General features: G+C 57.0%; 18 protein-coding genes. 13 read left to right on the top strand and 5 right to left on the bottom strand.

The features are described 5' to 3' along the window. Window positions 1-8: 8 nt before the first annotated feature. Window positions 9-1,289 carry a long-chain fatty acid transporter FadL gene (fadL, locus tag AC6I8R_RS14655; protein ID WP_415174128.1) on the bottom strand — a complete coding sequence of 427 codons (1,281 nt, stop codon included), beginning with the start codon at window positions 1,287-1,289 and terminating at the stop codon, window positions 9-11. 356 nt (window positions 1,290-1,645) lie between these two features. Here fadL and AC6I8R_RS14650 point away from each other — a divergent pair, with 356 nt between their 5' ends. The 4 genes from AC6I8R_RS14650 (at window position 1,646) to sixA (ending at window position 6,229) form a co-directional block, all read left to right on the top strand. Continuing rightward, window positions 1,646-1,942 (top strand): YfcZ/YiiS family protein, encoded by a 297-nt coding sequence (locus AC6I8R_RS14650; RefSeq protein WP_208723890.1) that lies wholly within the window; start codon window positions 1,646-1,648, stop codon window positions 1,940-1,942. A gap of 169 nt (window positions 1,943-2,111) precedes the next feature. Further along, window positions 2,112-3,422, top strand: a complete 1,311-nt coding sequence (fadI, locus tag AC6I8R_RS14645; RefSeq protein ID WP_021185127.1) for an acetyl-CoA C-acyltransferase FadI — start codon at window positions 2,112-2,114, stop codon at window positions 3,420-3,422. Beyond that, the gene (gene fadJ / locus AC6I8R_RS14640; RefSeq protein ID WP_497832521.1) at window positions 3,422-5,551 is read left to right on the top strand and encodes a fatty acid oxidation complex subunit alpha FadJ; all 2,130 of its coding nucleotides are present in this window, start codon (window positions 3,422-3,424) and stop codon (window positions 5,549-5,551) included. Before fadI ends, fadJ begins: the two co-directional genes overlap by 1 nt. A 195-nt stretch (window positions 5,552-5,746) precedes the next feature. Further along, window positions 5,747-6,229 carry a phosphohistidine phosphatase SixA gene (sixA, locus tag AC6I8R_RS14635; protein ID WP_036626869.1) on the top strand — a complete coding sequence of 161 codons (483 nt, stop codon included), beginning with the start codon at window positions 5,747-5,749 and terminating at the stop codon, window positions 6,227-6,229. 33 nt (window positions 6,230-6,262) lie between these two features. On the opposite strand, the gene smrB is transcribed toward sixA, so the two are convergent. Continuing rightward, window positions 6,263-6,811, bottom strand: a complete 549-nt coding sequence (gene smrB, locus AC6I8R_RS14630) for an endonuclease SmrB (protein WP_021185125.1) — start codon at window positions 6,809-6,811, stop codon at window positions 6,263-6,265. A gap of 159 nt (window positions 6,812-6,970) precedes the next feature. Between smrB and prmB the strand changes: the two genes are divergently transcribed. From prmB to AC6I8R_RS14600, 6 genes are all read left to right on the top strand, one after another. Next, window positions 6,971-7,903 (top strand): 50S ribosomal protein L3 N(5)-glutamine methyltransferase, encoded by a 933-nt coding sequence (gene prmB, locus AC6I8R_RS14625; RefSeq protein ID WP_208723893.1) that lies wholly within the window; start codon window positions 6,971-6,973, stop codon window positions 7,901-7,903. Between the two features lie 27 nt (window positions 7,904-7,930). Beyond that, window positions 7,931-9,016 (top strand): chorismate synthase, encoded by a 1,086-nt coding sequence (gene aroC, locus AC6I8R_RS14620; protein ID WP_021185123.1) that lies wholly within the window; start codon window positions 7,931-7,933, stop codon window positions 9,014-9,016. A gap of 4 nt (window positions 9,017-9,020) precedes the next feature. Further along, window positions 9,021-9,845 carry a penicillin-insensitive murein endopeptidase gene (gene mepA / locus AC6I8R_RS14615; RefSeq protein ID WP_497832520.1) on the top strand — a complete coding sequence of 275 codons (825 nt, stop codon included), beginning with the start codon at window positions 9,021-9,023 and terminating at the stop codon, window positions 9,843-9,845. A gap of 18 nt (window positions 9,846-9,863) precedes the next feature. Beyond that, window positions 9,864-10,661 (top strand): sulfite exporter TauE/SafE family protein, encoded by a 798-nt coding sequence (locus AC6I8R_RS14610; RefSeq protein WP_021185121.1) that lies wholly within the window; start codon window positions 9,864-9,866, stop codon window positions 10,659-10,661. 67 nt (window positions 10,662-10,728) lie between these two features. Next, window positions 10,729-11,274 carry an elongation factor P hydroxylase gene (locus AC6I8R_RS14605; protein ID WP_497832519.1) on the top strand — a complete coding sequence of 182 codons (546 nt, stop codon included), beginning with the start codon at window positions 10,729-10,731 and terminating at the stop codon, window positions 11,272-11,274. 23 nt (window positions 11,275-11,297) lie between these two features. Continuing rightward, window positions 11,298-11,579, top strand: coding sequence for a YfcL family protein (locus AC6I8R_RS14600; RefSeq protein WP_415174132.1), 282 nt, complete (start codon window positions 11,298-11,300; stop codon window positions 11,577-11,579). Window positions 11,580-11,612: 33 nt separating this feature from the next. Here the strand turns inward: AC6I8R_RS14600 and mnmC are convergent, their stop codons facing one another. Then, window positions 11,613-13,628 (bottom strand): bifunctional tRNA (5-methylaminomethyl-2-thiouridine)(34)-methyltransferase MnmC2/FAD-dependent 5-carboxymethylaminomethyl-2-thiouridine(34) oxidoreductase MnmC1, encoded by a 2,016-nt coding sequence (gene mnmC / locus AC6I8R_RS14595; RefSeq protein ID WP_497832518.1) that lies wholly within the window; start codon window positions 13,626-13,628, stop codon window positions 11,613-11,615. A gap of 156 nt (window positions 13,629-13,784) precedes the next feature. On the opposite strand from mnmC, the gene fabB reads away from it, so the two are divergent. After that, window positions 13,785-15,005 (top strand): beta-ketoacyl-ACP synthase I, encoded by a 1,221-nt coding sequence (gene fabB, locus AC6I8R_RS14590; RefSeq protein WP_021185117.1) that lies wholly within the window; start codon window positions 13,785-13,787, stop codon window positions 15,003-15,005. 210 nt (window positions 15,006-15,215) lie between these two features. Continuing rightward, the gene (locus AC6I8R_RS14585) at window positions 15,216-16,397 is read left to right on the top strand and encodes an MFS transporter (protein ID WP_415174134.1); all 1,182 of its coding nucleotides are present in this window, start codon (window positions 15,216-15,218) and stop codon (window positions 16,395-16,397) included. Here AC6I8R_RS14585 and pdxR read toward each other — a convergent pair. Then, window positions 16,360-17,799, bottom strand: coding sequence for a MocR-like pyridoxine biosynthesis transcription factor PdxR (gene pdxR / locus AC6I8R_RS14580; RefSeq protein WP_497832517.1), 1,440 nt, complete (start codon window positions 17,797-17,799; stop codon window positions 16,360-16,362). The genes AC6I8R_RS14585 and pdxR overlap by 38 nt on opposite strands. 86 nt (window positions 17,800-17,885) lie before the next feature. On the opposite strand from pdxR, the gene AC6I8R_RS14575 reads away from it, so the two are divergent. Continuing rightward, complete coding sequence (locus tag AC6I8R_RS14575) at window positions 17,886-18,329, top strand: rhodanese-like domain-containing protein (RefSeq protein WP_036626826.1); 444 nt, start codon at window positions 17,886-17,888, stop codon at window positions 18,327-18,329. 1 nt (window position 18,330) lies between these two features. On the opposite strand, the gene flk is transcribed toward AC6I8R_RS14575, so the two are convergent. Beyond that, window positions 18,331-19,356 (bottom strand): flagella biosynthesis regulator Flk, encoded by a 1,026-nt coding sequence (flk, locus tag AC6I8R_RS14570; RefSeq protein WP_497832516.1) that lies wholly within the window; start codon window positions 19,354-19,356, stop codon window positions 18,331-18,333. Window positions 19,357-19,386 lie beyond the last annotated feature (30 nt).

Below are 19,386 nucleotides of genomic sequence, written 5' to 3'. Positions count from 1 at the left end.
CGTATTCATCAGAACTTATAGTTAAAGCCCGCCGCGTACAGCATCGCTTTCCCTTCCGATCTAAAGGTGTAGTTACCTTCTTTAATCGTTACGTTCTGGCCGTGCATGTAGGAAATACCAATATCAACTGACGCATCCTTGTTGAACGCATAGGACGCACCGGCGCTCAGCCACAGACGGTCCTGGTCCGGGATCGAGATAGAGCGTTTATCTGCTGGTACCGGGCTGTCATCAAAGGCGATACCGCCACGGAAGGTCCAGTTATCGTCGTAGAAATAGGTGGTACCCAGCGCGATACGATAGGCGTCGTGGAAGCCTTCATCTTTATAGAACAGGGTCTGACCATTGTTGGTGGCTTTCAGCTCCTGGAACTGGCTCCAGCTGGTGTAGGTCAGGCTATAGTGCACCGCCCATTGTGGCGCAACTTTATGCCAGCCAGACACTTCCCACATTTCTGGCAGATTGAGTGTCAGTGAACCCGGGATCGTCGATCCCCCTGTGGCATACGGCAGACCTAAACCCATCGCCTGGTTAATGGCGTTAACAGAGGTCGGCAGGTCACTTTTGTAATCGCCATCAAAGTCGATTTTCACTTCAGAACGATAGGTAAAGCCGAAGCGGTTGTTTTTATCCACTTCATACAGGATACCAGCGTTCCAGCCATAGCCCCATTCGTCGCCTTTCAAATGGGCAATTTGGGTATTAGCCGGAAGACCTAGCGCAGCACCAGATTCACCGGCGTAACGTTCGATTTTCGCTTTGGCATACACCGCATCAAAACCGATACCAAAACTGAAATGTTCATTCAGGCGATAAGCGGTGCTGATATTAAAATTACCGGTGGTTAAATCGGTAGTACCGCCGTAAGCGCCTGCGGTGTAACCGTTATTAAATTCTGTCGCCAGGCCATAGTTAGAGGTGACCGAAGCCCCCACCCACCACTGATCGTTAATCGGGTGCACATAGTGGATATTGGGAATCCACTGGTTCGGGGCGATGTTTTTGGCATCGAGGCTACGGCCCGTTGGGCTGGTACCGCTAATATTCACATCCGGGTCGATATACACCGCACCAATTGAAAATTCGGGGCGGTCCATCAACGCCATGGTTGCAGGGTTGCGGCTGGCGGAGGCGGCGGTATCACCCATTGCGCCTTCACCTGAATAGGCACGGCCTAATCCGATTGCTGAAAATTCATTAAGTTGAAAGCCAGCAGCGTAAACATGAGAAGAGACGAGCGCGACTGCAGCTGCCACAGCTGACTTTGCAAACAGGTTCTTATGGTTCATGACCACAACCTCATCAATTATTATTAAACGTTGTTACATCGCGTAACAAGGGACGGCGGATTGTAGGGACTGACGACAGAGACACATATCAGACCAGTGCGACGAGTATAGGTCGGACCTGTGTATTTGTTGCAATAATGTTTTTAAAATATTTCCAATTTGATCGATAAAATCAGATCTGCTTAACAAAATCCTTGCCGTTACGTTCCAGCATAGAGAGTCAAATTTGTTTTGGATCAATTTTTAGTGTGATATTCGTCACTTAGCAGGTTGAGCGTGGCGACGGTAAGGCTTCAGGCGTACACTTTGTGGCAGAAAAAATTCCTTTTTGTCTGTTTTATCGTCAGGAGAAAGCCATGACTGATGCCATTAATAAATGCAGCGCCAACGAAACCGCAGCCTGCTGCTGCGTTGATGTGGGGACTGTTGTCGACAACACCGATTGCACTGCCAGCTGGTCTGGATTGTTTGCCGACCGCCATGCGGCTGAAGCGATGCTGAAGCACCTGAGTGAGCGGGCGCGTCAGGTTGAATCCGAGCCGTGCGATATCCGCCCCCAACTGGAGAATGAAGCCGAAGGCGTGCGCCTGAATATCGATTTCATCTTCGCCTGTCAGGCAGAATCCCTGATCTTCCAGCTCGGTCTGCGCTAATCCCCCCAACTGCCGGACTGGGTTCCGGCAGTGTTTGTTAATTTCGTGTTTCTCCTCGCACTTTTTTCCTCTGCATATTGGCGACTTACGCGCTCCTGGTTAACACTGATGATCAGGTCAGACCTCTTTGGGCAATGACGCCCCGGTCGAATAGCACAGGTGACAGGCAATGAGCAAAGCGCAGCCGCTGCTGACGCGTCAGGGCGAACGCATCGCCATAACCCACGGACTCCGTACCCCCTTTGCCCGCCAGGCGAGTGATTTTCATGGTATCCCGGCGCTGGAGCTGGGACGGATGGTGGTGAGCGAATTAATGGCCCGCAGCGAATTGCCGGTGGAGGTTATCGACCAACTGGTGTTCGGCCAGGTGGTGCAAATGCCGGAAGCACCCAATATCGCCCGTGAAATCGTGTTGAGTAGTGGATTGAGCGTGCATACCGATGCGTACAGCGTCAGCCGGGCCTGTGCCACCAGTTTTCAGGCAGTGGCAAATGTGGCGGAAAGTCTGATGGCGGGTAGCATCGATGCCGCTATCGCTGGCGGCGCGGATTCCTCTTCGGTATTGCCGATTGGCGTCAGTAAAACCCTGGCGCGCGCGCTGGTTGATCTGAACAAAGCGCGTCGCTTCAGCCAGAAACTGCAAATTTTACGTCGCCTGCGCCCGCGTGACCTGTTGCCGGTGCCACCGGCGGTGGCTGAGTATTCCACCGGACTGCGCATGGGAGACACCGCCGAGCAGATGGCGAAAACGCACGGCATCACCCGCGAGCAGCAGGATGCGTTAGCCCTGCGTTCACATCAGCGTGCGGCGCGTGCCTGGCAATCTGGTGTGCTGGCGCAGGAAGTGATGCCTGCCTTTGTGCCGCCGTGGAAAGCCCCGATCGAGCAGGATAACAACGTCCGTTTTAACGCCAGCGCTGCTGACTATGCGCGGCTGCGTCCGGCGTTTGACCGTCAGCATGGTACAGTAACCGCCGCCAACAGCACGCCGCTCACCGACGGTGCAGCCGCCGTGATTCTGATGCGTGAAGGGCGTGCGCGTGAGTTGGGCATCACTCCGCTTGGGTATCTGCGCAGCTACGCGTTTAGCGCCATTGATGTCTGGCAGGATATGTTGCTGGGACCGGCCTATGCCTCGCCTTTGGCGCTGGAGCGTGCCGGTATTGGCCTCAACGACCTGACCCTGATTGATATGCATGAAGCTTTCGCCGCACAAACCCTGGCAAATTTGAAAATGTTTAATGATGAACGCTTTGCGCGCGAGGTGTTAAATCGCCCGCATGCGCTCGGTGAGGTGAATGAAGAACGTTTTAACGTGCTGGGGGGATCGATCGCCTATGGTCATCCCTTCGCCGCCACCGGAGCGCGGATGATCACCCAGACGTTACAGGAATTACGGCGACGCGGTGGCGGGCTGGGACTGGTGACCGCCTGTGCAGCGGGTGGCTTAGGCACCGCAATGGTACTGGAGGCCGAATAATGCATGATTCTGCGTTCCACCTGCATATGCGCCTCGATCACATTGGCGTGATCACCATTGATGTACCGGGCGAGAAGATGAACACTCTGAAAGCTGAATTTGTGCCGCAAATTCAGGCGGTGCTGGCAGAAGCCCGCCGCGATCCCGAGCTGGTCGGGCTGGTGTTGATCTCCGGTAAACGTGACAACTTTATCGCTGGCGCGGATATCAGCATGATTGACCGCTGTCAGACGGCGGATGACGCCGAAGCGCTGGCACGGCAAGGACAAGAAGTGATGGCGGCCATTGCGGCGCTGCCGTTTCCTGTCGTGGCGGCGATTCACGGTGCCTGCCTGGGGGGCGGGCTGGAGTTGGCGCTGGCCTGTGATGCACGTATCTGCTCGCTGGATGACAAAACCCGTCTGGGTCTGCCGGAAGTCCAGTTGGGATTGCTGCCCGGTTCTGGCGGTACGCAACGTTTGCCACGGTTAATTGGTCTTCAGCAGGCACTGCCGTTGATCCTGACCGGGAAACAACTGCGGGCGAAGCAGGCGTTAAAGCTGGGGCTGGTTGATGACGCGGTCCCGCAATCCATTCTGCTGGAAACCGCCATTGCGCGAGTGCTGAAGGGGAAAAAGACGCTGCGAACGCTGCCATGCCGTGATCGACTGTTGCAAGGGCCAATTGCTCGACAGGTGGTGTTCGCGCTGGCAAAACGTCAGACCGACAGCAAAACCCACGGCAACTATCCGGCTGTCGCGCGTATTTTACAGGTGGTGCGTACCGGGCTGGAGCAAGGTAGCAGCGCCGGTCATGAAGCAGAAGCGCGTGCCTTTGGACAACTGGCGATGACCCGCGAATCGGTCGCGCTGCGCAGTTTATTCTTTGCCTCCACGGCGATAAAGAAAGAAGCCTTTGCTGATGCTGAACCGCGCGAGCTTCAGCATATCGGCGTGCTCGGTGGCGGGCTGATGGGCGGTGGTATCGCCAGCGTCACGGCGTTGAATGCCGGATTGCCGGTACGTATTCGCGATATTAACCTCAGCGGCATTAATCATGCGTTCCAATATAGCTGGGATCGCCTGACGCAGCGCCTGAAACGCCGCCAGATCAAGGCGGCCCAACGTCAGCAACAGATGGCGTTAATCAGCGGAACGCAGGATTATCAGGGCTTTGCCCGGCGAGACCTGGTGATTGAGGCGGTATTTGAAGATCTGGCGTTGAAGCAGCAGATGGTGGCAGAAATTGAAAGCCATTGTCAGCCGCATACCATTTTTGCTTCTAACACCTCATCGCTGCCGATTGGCGACATTGCTGCCAAAGCCCAGCGCCCGGAGAACGTGATCGGTCTGCATTTCTTCAGTCCGGTAGACAAAATGCCGCTGGTGGAGGTGATCCCGCATGCCACCACCTCGGCAGCAACCCTGGCGACTACCGTGCAGCTGGCGCGCCAGCAGGGTAAAACCGCCGTGGTGGTGGCGGATAAACCGGGCTTCTACGTCAACCGTATTCTGGCGCCCTATATAAATGAAGCGATGCGTTGTCTGCTGGAAGGCGAACCCATTGAACATATTGATCGAGCGCTGGTGAAGTTCGGCTTTCCGGTGGGGCCGTTGCAGTTGCTGGATGAGGTGGGGATTGACGTTGGCAGCAAAATCAGCCCGATTCTGCAACAGGCATATGGCGATCGTTTTAGCGCGCCGGAGGCCGTCGCGGCGATTTTGGCTGACGATCGCAAAGGACGTAAAAACGGCAAAGGCTTCTATTTATATCAGCGCGCACGTTTCCCGATGAAACGCAAAGCCGATCCGTCGCTTTACACGCTGCTCGGCATCAAACCGCAGGCCAGGCAAAGTGAAGGGCAAATCGCCACGCGCTGCGTCATGATGATGCTGAATGAGGCCGCACGCTGTCTGAACGAAGCGGTGATTCGCAGCGCGCGTGATGGCGACATTGCCGCCGTGTTTGGCATTGGTTTTCCGCCGTTCCTGGGCGGCCCCTTCCGTTATATGGACACGCTGGGTGCCCCGGAAATGGTCAATACATTAAACGCCTTAATGCAGCAGCACGGTGATCGTTTCGCACCTTGTGACACCCTGATGACAGCGGTACAAGAGCAAACGAAATTTTACACTTCTGCACAAATCTGAATAGGCTTACAGATTCAGCGGGTTAGAAAGGCGGTTCGGATAAGGCTTATGCGGTAGCATTCTGAGATATGCTTATTTAATAAACAACCGGTTGACTATACTGAAGCCATTGCGGTAAAACACAGCGTTCATTCGCAGAATGAAGCGTCTGGTGCTGTGGTACCGGATGATATCGACAAACAACAGCGGTGCTTTATGCAAGTTTTTATCATGCGTCATGGCGATGCGGCTCTGGAAGCAGCAAGTGATTCAGTCAGACCACTCACGCTTTGCGGATGTGACGAATCACGCCAGATGGCGAGCTGGCTCAACGGCCAGGCGCTGGATATCGAACGGGTGCTGGTCAGCCCCTATCTGCGTGCCGGGCAAACCCTGGCAACGGTACGCGAAGCCCTGACGCTGCCGGAAGGGCAGGACGTGTTGCCAGAGTTGACGCCGGGTGGCGATCCGGGGCTGGTGGCCTGCTATTTACAGGCGCTGGCGAACGAAGGGGTGAAATCGGTACTGGTGATTTCGCATCTGCCGCTGGTGGGTTATCTGGTTTCCGAGTTGTGCCCGCAGGAAACGCCACCGATGTTCGCAACCTCCGCCATTGCCTGCGTCAATTTTGACCCGGCAACCTGCGAAGGCAAGCTGGAGTGGCAGGTCAGTCCCTCGAAACTGGCCAAAGCGATGTAATCCCGCTATGGGCCGCTGCGGCGGCCCCATCCCTCAAGGCAATTCTGGCGGTTGCCACTCTTCCACTTCAATCAATACCAGCAGGGCTGCATCGCCACCGAACAATTTTGGTGCCTGATGAAACGCCATCACCCACGGATGTTGTGCCAGCCACAGCGGCGTTTGCTGCTTGAGGATGTGTTTGCCGTGCCCGGTCATCACGCTGGCGCAAAACAGGTGCTCGCGCCGACAGGCGGCGATCAGCGCACCCAGCTCCTGCTTGGCTTGCATCTGGGTTAAGCCGTGCAGGTCGAGAAAGATCTCCGGGGTGTAGTCGCCACGCCGCAGTTTTTTCAACTCATAATGGCTGACATCGGCGCGCACATAACGCACCGGCCCGTCGCTGGACAGCAGCGGCTGAAACTCGTCGGAGAAATAATGGCTATTATCGGCCTGTTCGGAAAGCAGCCTTTTCAGCGGAACTTCACGCGTTTTCACCACCGGTTTATGCACGATGGTGTCCTGTTTCAGCTTGCGTGTTCCGGTCATTAACTGGCGGAACAGCGCCTGATCGTCCTGGCTTAGCGGCGTCTTTTTACTCATGTCTCAATTGGTATCTTCAGGAATGGCGGGGGGTTCTGAGGTCCTACCTTACCTTTAAGTGTTAACAAATGTCAGCTTTTTCGCCTCGCCGCGCTGAATTCTGCCCGGCTTCGTGGCAAACTATCGGCCGATTGATTTTATGGCCTGCTGGAGGGCTACGTGGACAAAATTTTCGTCGATGAGGCAGTCAACGAACTGCACACCATTCAGGATATGCTGCGCTGGGCCGTCAGCCGTTTTTCTGCGGCCGGTATCTGGTACGGTCACGGCACAGACAACCCCTGGGACGAAGCGGTACAACTGGTCCTGCCCACCCTCTGGCTGCCGCTGGATATCCCGGAAGATATGCGCCATGCGCGCCTGACTGCCAGCGAGCGTCATCGTATCGTTGAGCGCGTAATTCGCCGCGTTAACGAGCGCATTCCGGTGGCCTACCTCACCAACAAAGCCTGGTTCTGCGGCCATGAATTTTACGTTGACGAGCGCGTGCTGGTGCCACGTTCGCCGATTGGTGAATTGATTGACAACCGTTTTGCCGGACTGATCGCCGAAAACCCAAACCATATCCTTGATATGTGTACCGGTAGCGGTTGTATCGCCATTGCCTGCGCTTATGCTTTCCCGGAAGCCGAGGTGGATGCCGTTGATATCTCCACCGATGCACTGGCGGTCGCAGAGCAGAACATCGAAGAACATGGTTTGCTGAACCACGTAACGCCGATTCGTGCCGACCTGTTCCGTGGCCTGCCAGAGGTGAAATACGATCTGATCGTCACCAACCCGCCTTACGTCGATGCCGAAGATATGGATGACTTGCCGGGTGAATATCGTCATGAGCCGGAGCTGGGTCTGGCCGCAGGTAGCGATGGCCTGAAGCTGGTGCGTCGTATCCTCGCCTGTGCACCAAATTACCTGAGCGAGCAGGGCGTGCTGATTTGCGAAGTGGGCAACAGCATGGTGCATATGATCGAACAGTATCCCGATGTGCCTTTCACCTGGCTGGAGTTCGACAACGGTGGCGACGGCGTATTTATGCTGACTCGTCAGCAAATCGTTGACGCACAGCATCATTTCTCATTCTTTAAAGACTAAAAGCGAACAACGCAACAAGGATTCAGCATGGCCGGAAACAGCATCGGACAATTTTTTCGAGTAACCACGTTTGGCGAGTCGCACGGTATTGCGTTGGGCTGTATTGTCGATGGCGTACCGCCGGGCATCCCTCTGACCGAAGCCGATATTCAACACGATCTCGATCGTCGTCGTCCTGGCACCTCGCGTTATACCACCCAACGCCGCGAGCCGGATCAGGTGAAAATTTTGTCAGGCGTGTTTGAAGGTGTGACCACCGGCACTTCAATTGGTCTGCTGATTGAGAACACCGACCAGCGTTCCCAGGATTACAGCGCCATCAAAGATCTGTTCCGTCCCGGCCATGCAGATTACACCTACGAGCAAAAATACGGCCTGCGTGATTACCGTGGTGGCGGCCGTTCCTCGGCACGCGAAACGGCGATGCGCGTGGCGGCGGGTGCCATCGCCAAAAAATATCTACAGATGAAACACGGCATTCAGGTGCGTGGTTATCTGGCGCAGATTGGCGATGTGGCTTGTGAGTTGAAGGACTGGAGCATTGTCGAAGAAAACCCGTTTTTCTGCCCGGATGCTGACAAGCTGGAAGCGCTGGATGAACTGATGCGTGCGCTGAAAAAAGAGGGTGACTCCATTGGTGCCAAAGTGACGGTGATGGCAGAGAATGTCCCACCGGGCCTCGGTGAGCCAGTGTTTGACCGTCTCGATGCTGACCTGGCCCATGCGCTGATGAGTATCAACGCCGTGAAAGGCGTTGAGATTGGCGACGGTTTTGCGGTGGTGAACCAGCGTGGCAGCCAGCATCGCGATGAAATCCGTGCTAACGGTTTCCAGAGCAACCATGCGGGCGGTATTCTCGGCGGTATCAGCAGCGGCCAGACCATCAGTGCGAACCTGGCGATGAAACCGACTTCGAGCATCACCGTACCGGGTAAAACCATCACCCGTGACGGCGAAGAAGTTGAGATGATCACCAAAGGTCGTCACGATCCCTGCGTCGGTATCCGCGCGGTGCCGATCGCCGAAGCGATGATGGCGATCGTGCTGATGGATCATCTGCTGCGCCAGCGTGCGCAGTGTGCTGACGTTAACTCCACTGTTCCACGCTGGTAAATCGATGCGTCGTCTGCTGCTAACCCTTGCCGCGCTGCTGTGTACCGCCGCCGTCAATGCTGCCACACCGTGGCAGCAAATTTATCAACCGATTAGCGGTGCGCCACAGTCAATTGGCAGTTTTGCCAATGGCTGCATCGTGGGTGCTCAACAACTGCCGCTGAACTCGCCCGATTACCAGGTGATGCGTCAGGACCAGCACCGCTATTTTGGTCATCCTGATTTGATCGCCTTTATTCAGCGTCTCAGCAACCGGGTGCATCAACTGCAACTGGGGCAGGTGTTGATTGGGGATATGGGTATGGCGGCAGGTGGACGTTTTAGCAGCGGTCACGCCAGCCACCAAACCGGGCTGGATGTCGATATCTGGCTGCAACTGCCACGCAATCGCTGGACGGCGCAGCAACTGTTAAAACCACAACCTCTCGACCTGGTCGCCCCGGATGGCAAGCAGGTGGTGGCGCGTCATTGGCAGCCGCAGATCGATAGCCTGATCAAACTGGCGGCGAAAGATGATGAAGTGACACGTATTTTCGTCAATCCGGCGATCAAAAAGCAGCTTTGCGCCGATGCAGGAAACGATCGCGGCTGGCTGAATAAAGTGCGTCCGTGGTTTGCGCATCGCGCACATATGCATGTCCGACTGCGCTGCCCGCCGGGGAGTCTGGAGTGTCAGGATCAACCTGCGCCGCCTCCGGGAGACGGTTGTGGTGCGGAACTGGAAAGCTGGTTCCTGCCGAAACAGCCAGGCAGCACGGCCCCGGTCAAAAAAGAACCACCACCGCTGCCCGCTTCGTGTCAGGCATTGTTGGATAACCATCTGTTATAACAGGGATGTAAGAACATTATGGAATGGTTTGTAGCCAGCCCTCTGGTGCTGGTGGTGTTATTTGGTGTCTCGGTGCTGGCGGCTTTTATTGATTCCATTGCCGGTGGGGGTGGCCTGTTGACCCTGCCGTCACTGCTGGCGGCCGGACTTTCCCCGGCCCAGGCGTTAGCCACCAATAAACTGCAATCGGTCGGCGGCTCTTTCTCCGCCAGCCTGTACTTTGTGCGGCGTGGGGTGATTAACCTTCGTGCACAGCGGTTGAATATCGCCATGACCTTTATCGGCGCGATTTGCGGTGCGGTGCTGATCCAGCATATCAAGGCCGATATTCTGCGCCAGGTACTGCCGCTACTGCTGATCAGCATTGGCCTATGGTTCCTGCTGATGCCGCGTATTGGTGAGCAGGATCGTGCGCAGCGTCTGCACGGTTTGGCTTATGCGCTGGTGGGCGGGGGCTGTGTCGGTTTTTACGATGGCTTCTTCGGTCCCGGTGCCGGTTCCTTTTACGCGCTGGCTTTCGTCACCCTGTGTGGTTTTAATCTGGCTAAAGCGACAGCGCACGCCAAAATCCTCAATTTCACCTCCAACTTCGGCAGCCTGCTGTTCTTTATGTTTGGTGGCAAGGTGGTGTGGGGCACCGGCCTGATTATGCTGCTGGGTGCGTTTTGCGGTGCCAGACTCGGCGCGCGTCTGGTGCTGAGCCGTGGTCAGAAACTGATCCGCCCGATGGTGGTGACGGTCTCTGCGGTGATGAGCGCCAAACTGTTATGGGATAGTCACGGCAGCGCATTGCTGGCATGGATGGCCACCCTGTGATCAAACACTCGTCAATACCGGCAGCCGATGCGACAATGACGCCGGTTTTCAACAGAACAATGACATCATGAGTACAACACACCATTACGAGCAGCTGATTAGCGTGTTCGATAGCTGCTTTCAGGACGAGTTTCAGACGCGTCTGGTTAAAGGCGACGACGAACCCATTTATCTTCCGGCAGATGAAACCTCACCGTGGCATCTCATCGTCTTTGCGCACGGTTTTTACGCCAGCGGCATGCATGAAATTTCCCACTGGTGTATCGCCGGTGAGGCGCGGCGTAAACTGGTTGATTTCGGTTACTGGTATTGCCCGGACGGGCGTGATGCGCAGACGCAAAACCAGTTTGAATCGGTGGAGATTAAGCCGCAGGCGCTGGAGTGGATGTTTTGTATGGCGGCAGGCTTTCCCTTCAACGTAAGTTGTGACAATCTCGAAGGAGATTGTGAGCCAGATCGCATTGCGTTTCAGCGGAAGGTGCATGCCCAGGTGATGACCTACCTTGAGCAAGGCATTCCGGCGCGCCCGGCACGGTTTATTCAGGCATTACGAGATTATTACGATACCCCTGCGCTGACTGCGGCACAGTTTCCCTGGCCGGAAGATCTGTGACCATTAATGAAGGAAAAATTGAGATGATCGTAGAATTTGAGTCACGCATTCTGGCGCTGATTGACGATATGGTGGATCACGCCAGTGACGACGAATTGTTTGCTGGCGGTTATCTGCGTGGACACCTGACGTTGGCGGTGGCCGAAATTGAACAAAGTGGCGAGCACACGCCGGAAGCGCTACAGATTCAGGTCACTAACAGCCTGCATAAAGCCATCGCCGCCGGTGAGCTGTCACCACGCGACCAGGCGCTGGTAGTGGGTATGTGGGAAAACTTGTTTAACCAGGCCCGTCAGACCGTCTAAGCCGCTTCCGTAACGGCGCGATAAATCGCGCTGTTACGGGCGTCCTGCCTTCTTCCCTTTCAGCAGTTTCCTCACCCAGTAGCGATTCGGATTCAATGCCGCCAGGGTAGTGACATCCAGCGGCTGCGGCTCGCCACTCATCTGTGCCGCCAGCACTTCTGCGGCCAACGGTGCGCTGCACAAACCGCGCGACCCCAACGCCCCCAGCACAAATAATCCCGGGTACAACGGCGCGGTGGCGATAGTTTCCCCGCGTGCCCGCTGTTCTGCCAGCGTGGCGTACTGCGTCAGGGTGGCGTCATAGTCCGGCGCGCTACCGACCATCGGTAGATGGTCACGCGTGGCGCATCGAACGCCGATACGCGCCTCGCTGCCGCTGACGTCGACTTTTTCAGGCCAGTCGACGCCAGGCAGGCAATTGATCAGTCGCTGACGATTTTCCAATTGATCATCGGCACGGTAATCCGTCGCGGTATCGCCACGATGGTAGCTGGCCCCGATACAGTGGGTCGCATAATTTGGACTGACCGGCGTGAGATAACCGTCATAGCACAACACGCTGCGTAATGCGCCCAACGCCGGGTGGGTCGGCACATGGCTGACCTGGCCCGCCACCGCATACACCGGTAGATCCTGGCTCTGCTCAATATCCAGCAACGCGTGACCATTTGCCAGCACCACCTGTTGATGCCGGACATCGTGCTGTTCAGCAAAACTCAGTGTCCAGCCGTCATCCTGCGATGTCAGCCGGGTCACACGATGCAGCCAGTGCACGCGTAATCCCAGCATTTGCGCGTATTCAAGCAGGTTGCTGGTCAATTCTGACGGTGACAGCCAGCCACCGTGCGGGTAGTAAATACCGCCCATGCCCAGCTCAACGCCTGCCAGCGCTTCTGCTGCTTCCTTATTAACACCGTAAGCGATGTCGTGCGGTAGCCCCATACTCAGCATCTGAGCGATTTTGTCAGCACTTTTCTCGTCCCAACCGAGTTGCAGCACGCCGCTCCAGTCATGTTCGAACGCCACCGGCAGTGCATCATAGATACGGCGGGCAAAGCTGAATGCGGCGGGGAAAAAGTTAGCCAGCGCCGGATCATGCTGATTGAGCAGCGGATACAGCGCTCCCTGACGATTACCGGATGCACCCAGCGCGGCCGCGGCATCGGCACAATAAAGGGTGACGTGCCAGCCACGGCGCAACAGCGCCAGCGCCAGTACCGCGCTGGCGACGCCACCGCCAATCAACGCCACCTCCTGGCCCGCCGCCTGCGGGCGTGCATACCAGGGCTGGCGCTGAGGCAGGGCGGGGGCATCAGGGAGTTGGCCGGTCAGCATCTCGCGTTTATGACCAAAACCTTTGCGTTTGCTGACGTGAAAACCCGCCTCCTGCAAACCGCGACGCACAAAACCGGCCGAGGTGAAGGTCGCCAGCGTACCGCCAGGACGTGCCATGCGTGCCATCGCGGCAAATAATCCTGCTGTCCACATCTCCGGATTTTTCGCCGGGGCGAAGCCATCGAGGAACCACGCATCTACCTGACGATGCAGACTGTCATCAAAGGTATCAATTAGCGCGTTAATATCGCCTAACCACAGGTCCAGGGTGACCTCACCGCCGCCAAACAGCAGACGCTGGCAACCCGGCAATGGCGCGGGCCATTGCTGCTGCAACTGTTCGGCCCAGGGGTGAAGTTCTGGCCAGTGCGCATGCGCTGCGACCAGATCCTGCTGCGTCAACGGGAATTTCTCACAGCTGATAAAGTGCAGGCGTTTCAGGCGGGCAGTGGGATGCTGGCGGCGAAAATGATCGAAGGCCTGCCATAAGGTCAGGAAGTTAAGCCCGGTGCCAAAGCCGCTTTCCGCCACGATAAACAAGTCGCGATCGTGATCGTGGAAGCGTTGCGGCAGGCCATTGCCATCGAGAAACACATAGCGAGTCTCCTCCAGACCATTGTCGTTGGAGAAATAAACGTCGTCGAAGGCTTGCGAAACAGGTGTACCCTGTTCGTTCCAGTTCAGTTGTGCGTGTTCAACCGGGGATAACTTCAAGGGAAAGGCTCATTTTTCAGGCAGTGGCGTGATTTTAGCGAGTGCCGTCACATGACGCAAATTTACAAAAGGAAATGGCTGATCGGACTTGTTCAGCTTACAACTGTAAGCTAGAGTGCACGTCAATCCAAAAGAAGTGGAATGAGGACTATTTGAATGAAACGTGCAGTGATTACTGGCCTGGGTATCGTTTCCAGCATTGGTAATAACCAGCAAGAGGTGCTGGCATCTCTGCGTGAAGGCCGTTCTGGCATTACTTTCTCCGAAGAGATGAAAGAAGCCGGTATGCGCAGCCACGTATGGGGTAATGTAAAACTGGATACGAACGGGCTTATCGATCGCAAAATCGTGCGTTTTATGAGTGATGCCTCTATTTACGCTTACCTTTCTATGGCCGAAGCGATCAAAGATTCTGGCCTGACTGAAGAGCAGTATCAGAGCAACCCGCGCGTGGGTCTGATCGCCGGTTCTGGCGGCGGTTCTCCGCGTTTCCAGGTGTTCGGTGCTGACGCGATGCGTAGCCCGCGTGGTCTGAAAGCCGTTGGCCCGTACGTGGTGACCAAAGCGATGGCCTCTGGCGTTTCCGCTTGTCTGGCAACACCGTTCAAAATCCACGGTGTTAACTACTCAATCAGCTCCGCCTGTGCTACCTCGGCACACTGCATCGGTAACGCGGTTGAGCAGATTCAACTGGGTAAACAGGATGTGGTATTTGCTGGCGGCGGCGAAGAGCTGAGCTGGGAAATGGCCTGTGAGTTCGATGCGATGGGCGCACTCTCCACCAAATACAACGAAACCCCGGAAAAAGCCTCCCGTACTTATGATGCGAACCGTGATGGTTTCGTTATCGCTGGCGGCGGCGGTATGGTGGTGGTTGAAGAGCTGGAGCACGCACTGGCGCGTGGCGCGCATATCTATGCCGAAATCGTTGGCTACGGCGCAACCTCTGATGGCGCGGATATGGTCGCCCCGTCAGGCGAAGGCGCAGTGCGTTGCATGAAGATGGCGATGCAGGGTCTTGATACCCCGATCGACTACCTCAACAGCCACGGTACTTCTACCCCGGTAGGTGATGTGAAAGAGCTGGGTGCGATTCGCGAAGTGTTCGGTGATAACACACCGTACATCTCCGCTACCAAAGCCATGACCGGTCACTCACTGGGTGCGGCGGGCGTGCAGGAAGCGATCTACACCCTGCTGATGCTGGAGCACAGCTTCATCGCACCAAGCATCAACGTGGAAGAGCTGGATGACGCGGCGAAAGGCATGAACATCGTTACTCAGCCGACGGAAAAAGCGTTGACCACCGTGATGTCCAACAGCTTCGGTTTTGGTGGCACCAACGCCACCCTGACGATGCGTAAATATCACGCATAAGATTCAGTATCTGAATGCCACGAGGGCCGGTTAATCCGGCCCTCGCTGTTTTGACATTCTCCGTTTCGCTTGCCACAATCTATCCCCTCATCGCGTAATACGTAAGCGTTCACGTTAACCAACGCACCCGTTTCTGTTAATCACAGAAGACGTGCGTGTGTCTGGTTTTCGCCTGCATGGCACGTCTCAGAACAAGGAGTTACGTCCATTATGTCTACTGCTGCCGATGCGCAGACGCAATCTGTGTTTCCTTTAGCCTGCACCTCCTTTGCGGTGTTTCTCACTTATCTGACGGCGGGGCTCGCGCTGCCGGTCATCCCGCTGTATGTCCACCAGGAGCTGGGCATGAACAACGTCATGGTTGGCGTGGCGGTGGGGATTCAGTTCTTTGCCACCTTGCTGACACGCAGTTTTGCCGGACGGCGGGCCGATCAGCACGGTGCCAAGCTCACAACCCAACATGGCATGATCGCCATTGCGCTGGTCGGCGTGGCCTATCTGGCGGCAGCGCTGTTGCCGGTCTCGCCGTGGGCAAAGTTTGGCCTGTTGGCGATTGGCCGTCTGCTGCTCGGTTTTGGTGAAAGCCTGCTGCTGACGGGTAATCTCACCTGGGGCATGGGATTGGTTGGCAGTCGGCGATCCGGACTGGTGATGTCGTGGAATGGTATGGCGATTTATGGGTCGCTGGCCGCCGGTGCGCCGCTTGGGTTGCTGGTTCATCAATACGCCGGATTTGCTGCCCTGGGGGGTGTGGCGCTGTTGTTGCCGTTACTGGCGCTGGCATTAAATAGCTGGATCGCCCCAGTACCGGTAATGGGCGGGGAACGACCTTCGCTGTTTAGTGTGGTGAAAACCATCTTTCAGCCTGGGCTGGCGCTGGCGTTGCAGGGCACCGGCTTTGCAGTGATCGGCACCTTTACCTCGTTGTACTTTGCCGCCCAGCAGTGGGGCAATGCCGGTCTGGCACTCACCGCCTTTGGTTGTGCTTTTGTGCTGGTGCGGGTGTTCTTTGGCGGCCTGCCGGACCGCCACGGCGGAGTGCGGGTGGCGATGGTCTCGCTGTTGGTTGAAGCCGCGGGTCTGACGCTGTTGGCACTGGCCGGACAGGGCTGGGTAGCCCTGCTGGGCGCTGCGTTGACTGGCAGCGGTTGTTCGCTGATCTTCCCGGCACTGGGTGTTGAGGTGATAAAACGCGTCTCACCGCAGATTCGCGGCACCGCGCTGGGTGGTTTCTCTGCGTTCCAGGATATCGCTTACGGGGCCAGCGGTCCGTTGACCGGTTTGCTGGCAACGGCGCTGGGCTATGGCTCGGTCTATGCGGCGGGTGCCTGTTGTGCGGTGCTGGGTATCGTGGTCACCTGGCGTTTTGCCCGCAGCGCGACAGCAGCGTAACCAGCTTGTCACAGGCGCTGACGATCTCGCCGGGCGTCAGCGCGGCAAAACCCAATATCCAACCCGGCTGCCGCGTCTGTCCGGCATACAGCGGGGACAGGCGCGGCAGCAACAATCCCTGCGCTTGTCCCTGAGCGGTTAATGCTGCTTCATCCCCCTGCAATAACCGCACCGTCAGTTGTAAACCGCCCGCTGCTGGCAACGGTGTCAGCCAGGGGGCGCAGCGTGTGGTGAGTTGTTGCAACAGCACATCACGACGGCTGTGGTACAACTGGCGCATCAGGCGCAAATGGCTGGCGAAATGTCCCTGCTGGATAAATTCGGCGGTGATCGCCTGCGGCAGCAACGCGCTGTGTCCATCCAATACGCTACGCGCGCGGCCAAGCGCATCTACCAATGCAGGAGGCACCACCATCCACGCCAGACGCAGCGAAGGAAACAAGGTTTTGGAAAAGGTGCCAAGGCTGATTACCCGGCTATCCGCTTCCAGCCCCTGTAACGCGGGCTGAGGGCGTTCGTCGTAGTGAAATTCGCTGTCGTAATCATCCTCAATCAACCAGCTATCCTGCTGACGCGCCCAGGCCAGCCATGCAAGGCGACGCGCCAGACTCATCGGTGTCCCGGTCGGATAATGGTGTGACGGGGTGAGATAGACCAGCTTTGCGCTGCCCTCGAGTGGCACGGCACCGGCTTCATCCAACGGCATCGCCCGGCAGCGGGCTCCGGCTGCGAGAAACGCATTCCGTGCACCGGGATAGCCCGGCTCCTCCAGCCAGACATCGTCGCCGCTATCCAGAAACATCAATGCCAGCAGTTGCAGCGCCTGTTGTGAGCTGGTCAGAATCAACACCTGTTCGGCGCTACAGCGTACTCCGCGTGACAGCGCCAGATAATCGGCCAGTGCCTGCCGCAGCGGCGCATAACCGCAGGGATCGCCATAGCCCATAGCTTTGCTGGCGAGTGAACGTTGCACGCTGGCGCTGATACGCCGCCACTGCGTATGCGGAAAGGCGCGCAATTCCGGTGAACCGGCGGCAAAAGCATGGGGAAAGGGTGGGTCCTGACAACCCCCGGTCGCCAGCACCTGGTTGCCGCGCGCCGAGAAACGCAGGCCGTTGCGCGGCTGGACGGTCGGTGCGCGCTGTGGCATGGCAATCGCGACAAACGTACCGCGCCCGCTATGGCGTTGCAGATAACCTTCACTCTCCAGTTGGGCATAGGCGGCTTCGACCGTCACCCTGGAGAGGCCGAGGTCAGTGGCGAGCTGGCGGCTGGAAGGGACTTTCTGGCCGTAGCGCAGATGACCGCTGGCAATTGCCTGACGCAGCGTGCCACATAACCGGTCGCGCAGACCGCCCTGGCTTTGATGGCTGAACAGGGTCAGCAAAGGTGAAGAGGTCATTGTGGTCTTATCATCTGATGAAAAGTGGTATCAATATGCAGACCACTTTGCCTTACACTGAAGGAAATTCAAAGCAGGAGAATACGATGTCATCTGTCTTAGCCTTCCCCCCGGCCAGCCCCTCTGCCAGCCTGGCGTATCTGCAACATAAGCTGGCGTATTACACCGACGCCTGGGACTTAGCCGAAGATATGGCGAACGGTTGTGAGGCGATCGTGGTGTTTGATGCCCGATCGGATGCGGTGTATCAGGCCGGGCATCTTTGTGGCGCGATCTCGTTCCCGCACCGCACGATCAACGCCGCCACCACCGCGCATCTGGATCGGCAAAAAGTCTACATCACCTATTGCGACGGCATTGGCTGCAATGGCTCGACCAGGGCGGCGCTGAAGCTGGCAGCATTAGGCTTTCAGGTGAAGGAACTGATTGGCGGGCTGGATTTCTGGAAGCGTGATGGTCACCCGATGGCATGGGGCAGTGCGCCGGGCGAATGGCCTGCGGCGGCACCGGCTGCATCGTGCGGCTGTTAAATCACAGAAAAACCCATAGCAGGAAAATAAACACCACCAGCGCCAGGCTCAGGGTCAACGCCGGGCGCTGCGCCAGCGGCGCAGGCAGTTGGCTAACCCACGGTGCCCAGATCGGTTGAGGGCGCAGTTCGCTGCCAGCCAGCGGCTGTTCCAGGTTTTTCTCGGCGCGACGGCTGAACAGCAGATTCAGTAAGTCCTGGGTTTGCGCCGGGGTCAGTACCATCTGCGGTGTGGCCTGGAAACGTTGTTGGCTGTAATCCTCCAGCAGGCGTTGTTCGCTGGGGGTTAACGGCTGTTTGAGCGAGTTTTCCAGCATGTGCAGCGTTGGCGCGCTCTGTTGGCTCAACGTTTGCCGCACCTGTAAATATTGCGTCAGCAGTGGGAAGTGACGTGACGGGATCGGGTCGCCACTCTTCAGATTCACCAGCTTCAGCACGTCTTCCAGCACTTTAACCGGCGACTCGCCGGTACTGGCGGCAAGACGCGTCACTTGCTGATTCAGCGCCTGATGCTCAGCCGGCAGCAGGGTGCGATCGCTGCTGCGCGTTTGTTGCGGCTGCGGGATGGCCATCTGACCGTTTTGCAACATGGTCAGCACCTGACGCAATTGATCCGGCGACAGCGCACTCAATACCGTCTGATTAAACTGCTGACGGATAAAGTCGCTCACCGCCTGGCGGTTATTACCCTGCGGCAGTTTTTCCAACAATTGCTGCAACAGCTGGCGCGTGGCGTGGCTGTCCTGCACCTGGGTCAGGCGACTGTTGAGATGCTGCTCAGCAGCGGGAAAATGGCGCGATTGCAGTTCCGCATCATTCTTTACGCCAACTTCATGACGGACGCCAGCCCACAGTTCCGGGGCTTTCAGGGTGCTGAGCGACATGATACGCACAATCAGACGTTCCAGTGTGGTGCGCTGGGCAGGGCTTAATGGCTGCTCGCCAGCGGGGCCACCGGGACGGCCAGTTGCGTTGGTGAGAGGGGAACGATCGCCCGCGGGCACACCGGGACCGCTAATAGGTTGCATGGCGGAATCCTTGAAAACCGAGTCAGATCC

The sequence above is a fragment of the Pantoea sp. X-Soil-OKNW-713 genome, assembly GCF_059730685.1.
The sequence above is the reverse complement of the archived record's forward strand: the minus strand, read 5'-3'. Positions and strand labels throughout refer to the sequence as shown.